Source organism: Paenilisteria portnoyi, assembly GCF_014322795.1.
GTDB lineage: Bacteria > Bacillota > Bacilli > Lactobacillales > Listeriaceae > Listeria_A > Listeria_A portnoyi.
In genome coordinates, this window is sequence record NZ_JAASTT010000034.1 from 1 (window position 1) to 5,091 (window position 5,091).

Below are 5,091 nucleotides of genomic sequence, written 5' to 3' on the forward strand. Positions count from 1 at the left end.
TATAATTATCATACAAATCCATCGCCTTTTTATTGGCCTTATCGTAAACTTCCAGCGCTTTCTTCGCCTTGCCTTCCTTATAAAAGGTAATCGAAGAAATAGCCTTCGTCGACGCATCCAACTTATCTAGCTCCGTCATCATCTTTTGTATCTTGTTATAAATCGTTGAAATCTCGTCCACGCTAATCGATATATCTGCGGCACCGCCACCAGCGCCTGCTCCATCCATTGCTACGTTAGCCATGTTGCGCCACCTCCTTGTATGGGAATTCCATTTCATCAAATACGAGTTTCATCAACCAATATTGGCTCACCTGATGGTATTGCTGCCGCGCGACATCTAGCGAAATCAGTTTGTCGCCGTATAAGAAAAATAGCCAGTTTTGATAGAAGCTTGGTTCGGTCATTTCGGCTGGATATTTGTCTAAATGAAACACTTCGAAATTGAAAACGGGTTCGCTTAATTCCATCGCCTTGATCTCGTTTTTTTCTTGGTTGCTGATTCCGTTGATTAAGAAGTCTTTCTCGCCTTCGCCTGGTTCGCGAGCGATTAGCGGGAAACCATCGTATAGCACTTTCAAGGCGTGTGCTTTGGACAGAACGAGTAAGCGGTAGTATTTATTTTTCTCGGCTTCGATGAGGAGGACGACTTCTTCGGTGTTGTCTTCTTGGAACGAGAACATAATGTTGTTGCAGCGTACGTATTTCTTGCTTCGGTGGTACGCGGCTAGTTTGTTGATAACGAAGGCGCCACTTTTGGTGACAGCGCCTTCTGGTGTTAGGATTTCTTTTGCGATGAGTTGTTGCTGGGCGTATGCCATTGGGTCGTCGTCTCGTAAAATGAATACTTCTTTGCCGGGAAAACCGAATAGGACATTTATTACCTACCTTCTGCCCACTTGCTTATTTAATTCGAAAAGTATTTATAGACCCCGGAAAAAAGTCTATAAATACTTTATTAGTTAGATTTCTTGCTCTGTGATTTTTCTATCCATTAAATTTAAAGAACTGATTCTCTATAAATATCAAAAATATCTATATCCTTTTCTTCAAATAAACTCTCCAATGCGTCGCTACCATTATCATTAAGATACTCCAACTCCGCTTCTGAAATTGGTACTAACGACAGCCATGTAACTACTTTTTGCTCCGTCTCAATGTTAATAAGACCCTCCCACAAAAATGGTGTCGTAAGAAGTATGTGCTTCATTTCAGAGTCATCGTAATATTCCGTAACAACATTCGAATATACCGTTCCTGGTCTACAAAGGAAATTATCATTAATAATATTAAATGCACAGCTACTAATTATATTGGGAAATTTATCAAAGTTGCTACCACAAGCACCTATGAATTCAGCTCTCAATTCTTTATCATTTCCTAAAACTAATCCTATAGAACTTTCAGATAAGCTAATTGTTGCATAAGTTGTAACACCATCCTGCGGTTTATCTTCACTCATAAAAATATCAATTGATGATGTTTCATTTGAATCTTTATATTGGATAACTTGTGACTTCCCACCTACATTTTCAAATATATGTTTAGCGACTTGCTGATTGTCCGGCATAAAGGCCATCTACTCCTAAATTCTTAGTTAGCTGTCTCAAATTTCTCCATATTAGAAAATATTTCTTTTTCCTTTTCATTTCTGGGCTTTCTATTCAAATATTTATACTCAAAAAAATTAATCCGTTGAGATGGACCAAATCCACCTTCATTCCATTTTGTATAATCAAAATGAATCTTTAATTTCCTATCTTCATTTACAATCATAACGATTGTTTCCCACGCTTCTTGATCATTTTCAACAAATTTCTGTTGTAACTTATTAATAAGTTCCAACAATTTATGGTTTCCTTGATAATATATTTCTTCATCCACATTATAAATTTCCGGGATATCATGCGAGTATATAAAATCATCTAACTTCTCTTTAGTATTGAAGAAAAAGAATACCCCACCGTCACCATCTTTTACATCACCATTCAGATAAAAGCTATTCCAATCGCAAGGAATCATATCACTGGTTTGTTGAGCAATCTCTACATAAATTTTATTTAGTTCTTTTTCAAACATTGTCATCCTCCTGCTCTATTTAATATTTCTCTGATTACCTTTCGCTCACCCTCAATTTGATATGTCACTCTGAAGGAGTCCGGTCTTAAAGAACTTCCTGGATACGATGGCTCTATTTTCACAGAAACATTTCTTGGCGGGACTTCCTTTAAAGCGTCAGCCCACTCTTGCTCCATACTGTACCATTCCCCGCCAGAGCGATTAATTTGACGATTTTGAGCAACTAAGTTATCGATATCGCCAGGTCCATTAAATTGGCTAGCAATTAAATGCCCGCCATCATCATCTGGTAACCTATCTTCACGTCCAGCTATTTTTTGCATGCCTTCGTTTCTATCGGCTGTCTTTAATACCAGCTCATCCGCCTCCACTAGTTCTACCCTTCCAGAGCCATCGGTAGTATATTTATAATTATCTTCTGTAACATAGCGAGTATCTGGTGCTAATTCTTTTCTACCATTTTTCCCCTTGACAATATGCTCACCGTAAGGTACTTCTTTAATTTTCGGTACATCATCAATATGCTCTGCCGATTCCCGGACAACTCTACCAGCAGTGGATGCAGCCTCATCCGCATTTCTAACAACTCCAGCACCAACTGTCCCAAAACCTTCCGCAACCAAACGCTCGCCGCCAAAGTTCAAACTCCGCATGTTATCCCCGAAATTCGCCGTCATTTTCTTAACGGTGGTCAACCCTTCCTGCGCCGTATTCTTCACGGTACTCGCCACATCACTTATAACTCTAGGCACATTCCGAATCCGCTCGGCACCCTCACGCAATTCCAGTGTACCATTCAACTATCTCAAAAAAGAGCTACAATAAATAACATCTGTAGCTCCTTAAAACCCAACATTAATTAACGAGACTGTCTATACTCTTCAGTAAATCATTTTTATTAATTCGTTGATCAGCACGAATCTCTAAAAAATAATTTATTATTTTTTCTTTATTAGCAGCAGCACTGTCATAAATATCCTCAAGATTAGTATCAAACTCTTCCACAGTATCAATATCAATTGCCTCTATAGTTGCTGGCAAATACTTATCACCTTGGAAATCATAAGCTTCTTTGATGGTAAAGGCTACCGCATCAGCTATACATATCCACACTTTTAATTTTTCCTCATCTTCTTCAGTCTGCATAACAGTCAGAATCCCAGTATCATCAAGATTCTCTAAGTACCAATATAGATTATCAGCTTCAATTTTCTTTTCCTCTAACCATTCCCAGCAAGCATCCAATCCCTTTCTTGCAATAGAGAAATTCTTAGAATCCGATATTTTGCTACTAATTTTTTCTGATAAAACTAGTAACAACGCCACTTGCCCATTTGAACTGATTCTTTCAAAATCTGTTAACATCGTTCCACACGTCCTTTAGTCTATATATTTACCATTCTGAATTATAAAATCTAATCTGCCAACAGGCCTAACTCCCTCAACTACTTCTGAAGTTACTTTGATTGTTAAATTTGGAAACATTTCACTAAATTGCTTAAATATTCCTGGAGCTACATCTGGGTTATTTAAACCTTGAATACATGTTGGACAAACACCTTTAATGTTTGACTGGTACATATTAAATGTCCCTACTACTTCTTCTGGTTTCATTCCTAATTCATCAATACTCTTGGCAAAATCATTTAAGGTTCCTTCTTCCGCGTGCCTTGTTGCACTCGCAATTTTACCAGGCGATTTTATTGGTCTATCAGGCATAGCGATATCTAAATCGGGTAATCCGGCTTCTTTTCTTACTCTCGGAGATCCACCCTCAAATACCCTACCTTCTAATCCTTTAACATCCGTCTTGCCAACTGCTATAGTATCTGTTTCTGGAACTTTCCATTTATCTCTGAGCGCAGACAAATCTTCTGGTCCTACTTTAATATCATCTGCTTGTTTCCCAATACTCTCTACAACTTCATCGCTACCACTAAATAAACCTTTTGCCATATTTTCAAAGCGATGTGTATTTTCTGCGCCCCCCATTACAACTTGTGTGGTACCAAAAGGAGATGCTACAACGCGCGGTTGAAAAAAGTTCTTAGCAGTTGTCTCTCCAAAATCCGCTACTTTACCTAGCTTACCTGCACCATTTCTAATTTGATTTTTTGTGGCATTCGCAGTTGAACTCGCCACATCACTTATAACCCGTGGCACATTCCGAATCCGCTCGGCACTCTCACGCAATGCTTGTCTTCCCATCGCATCCACATGAGACCAGCCTTGTTTTGCCGTTTGTCGCAATGTCAACTTACTACCAACTTGCGCGGCATCCAACGCCAATCCGCCAGCCTTCGTCGCCGTACTAAACGCTCGGATTCCCTTCACGCCTGGAATTATATCCAACAACGCAAACGCTCCACGTGTCGCGCGTTCGGTGCCATCCATTTCGCGTCCCGTCATCCAGTCTTTTCCGGTCGCGGCGCTGCTCAATTCTAGTGTACCATACGCAACGCCCAGTGCCAAACCTGCGGGTGGGCACACAATGCTCACGCCGATAATCACAATCGCTGCTCCGATATCTCGCCATAATTCGAGATTCTGTTGGCCATCTCGAATCGAATCATACTCAAACGCGCACGAACTCGATACCGCCGATTGGTACTCCTCATACGTAAATTCTTGGTCTGGATTTTGCTTACTATACTCCGCAAACGATGCCTTCAAATTATCCGCGAAAAAGTTATCGCCAGCCATGATATCGCTTAACTTGATCTTGTCTTTTGGCACCGTCGTCGTTTGTGGCGTGGCACCATATCCGTAGCCGTAACTCGTCGTTACCATCGTCGTTGCGCCAATCGTATTCTTCGTCTCGTAATTATCAATCGACAAAGCTTCCATCTTCTCGACGAACGTATCCATGTCTTTATAAAACGGTTCATCAATGACGCGCTCCACCATGTTTCCCGCGTCGCCCGCATAATCATGTAGCACTTCAATTTTCTCAAACATTTTTTGATACTTGCTCTCCATGTCTGTAAAAGAAAACGAAATCACGCCATCACT

7 protein-coding genes are annotated in these 5,091 nt (G+C 40.2%); all 7 read right to left on the minus strand.

Annotation, left to right across the window (positions count from 1 at the left end):
• Positions 1-244 (minus strand): hypothetical protein (locus tag HCJ66_RS15680; RefSeq protein ID WP_187133988.1); only part of this gene is annotated, 244 nt, incomplete at its 3' end.
• Positions 237-881 (minus strand): DUF5081 family protein, encoded by a 645-nt coding sequence (locus HCJ66_RS15685; RefSeq protein ID WP_187133992.1) that lies wholly within the window; start codon positions 879-881, stop codon positions 237-239. The genes HCJ66_RS15680 and HCJ66_RS15685, both read right to left, overlap by 8 nt.
• A 119-nt stretch (positions 882-1,000) precedes the next feature.
• On the minus strand, positions 1,001-1,570 hold the full coding sequence (locus HCJ66_RS15690; RefSeq protein WP_187133989.1) for a suppressor of fused domain protein: 570 nt from the start codon (positions 1,568-1,570) through the stop codon (positions 1,001-1,003).
• 23 nt (positions 1,571-1,593) lie between these two features.
• The gene (locus HCJ66_RS15695) at positions 1,594-2,079 is read right to left on the minus strand and encodes an immunity protein YezG family protein (RefSeq protein WP_187133990.1); all 486 of its coding nucleotides are present in this window, start codon (positions 2,077-2,079) and stop codon (positions 1,594-1,596) included.
• Positions 2,080-2,081: 2 nt separating this feature from the next.
• Positions 2,082-2,879 carry a DNA/RNA non-specific endonuclease gene (locus tag HCJ66_RS15700; RefSeq protein WP_246438753.1) on the minus strand — a complete coding sequence of 266 codons (798 nt, stop codon included), beginning with the start codon at positions 2,877-2,879 and terminating at the stop codon, positions 2,082-2,084.
• A 55-nt stretch (positions 2,880-2,934) separates the two neighbouring features.
• A complete protein-coding gene (locus tag HCJ66_RS15705) occupies positions 2,935-3,444 on the minus strand; it encodes an Imm6 family immunity protein (RefSeq protein ID WP_187133991.1) in 510 nt (169 codons plus the stop codon).
• Between the two features lie 15 nt (positions 3,445-3,459).
• Positions 3,460-5,082 (minus strand): hypothetical protein, encoded by a 1,623-nt coding sequence (locus HCJ66_RS16280; RefSeq protein ID WP_425489680.1) that lies wholly within the window; start codon positions 5,080-5,082, stop codon positions 3,460-3,462.
• Positions 5,083-5,091 lie beyond the last annotated feature (9 nt).

Excerpts from the sequence above, each read along its gene's own strand:
- HCJ66_RS15695 (WP_187133990.1), bottom strand. The coding sequence starts at position 2,079 with ATGTTTGAAAAAGAACTAAATAAAATTTATGTAGAGATTGCTCAACAA.
- HCJ66_RS15690 (WP_187133989.1), bottom strand. The coding sequence starts at position 1,570 with ATGCCGGACAATCAGCAAGTCGCTAAACATATATTTGAAAATGTAGGT.
- HCJ66_RS15705 (WP_187133991.1), bottom strand. The coding sequence starts at position 3,444 with ATGTTAACAGATTTTGAAAGAATCAGTTCAAATGGGCAAGTGGCGTTG.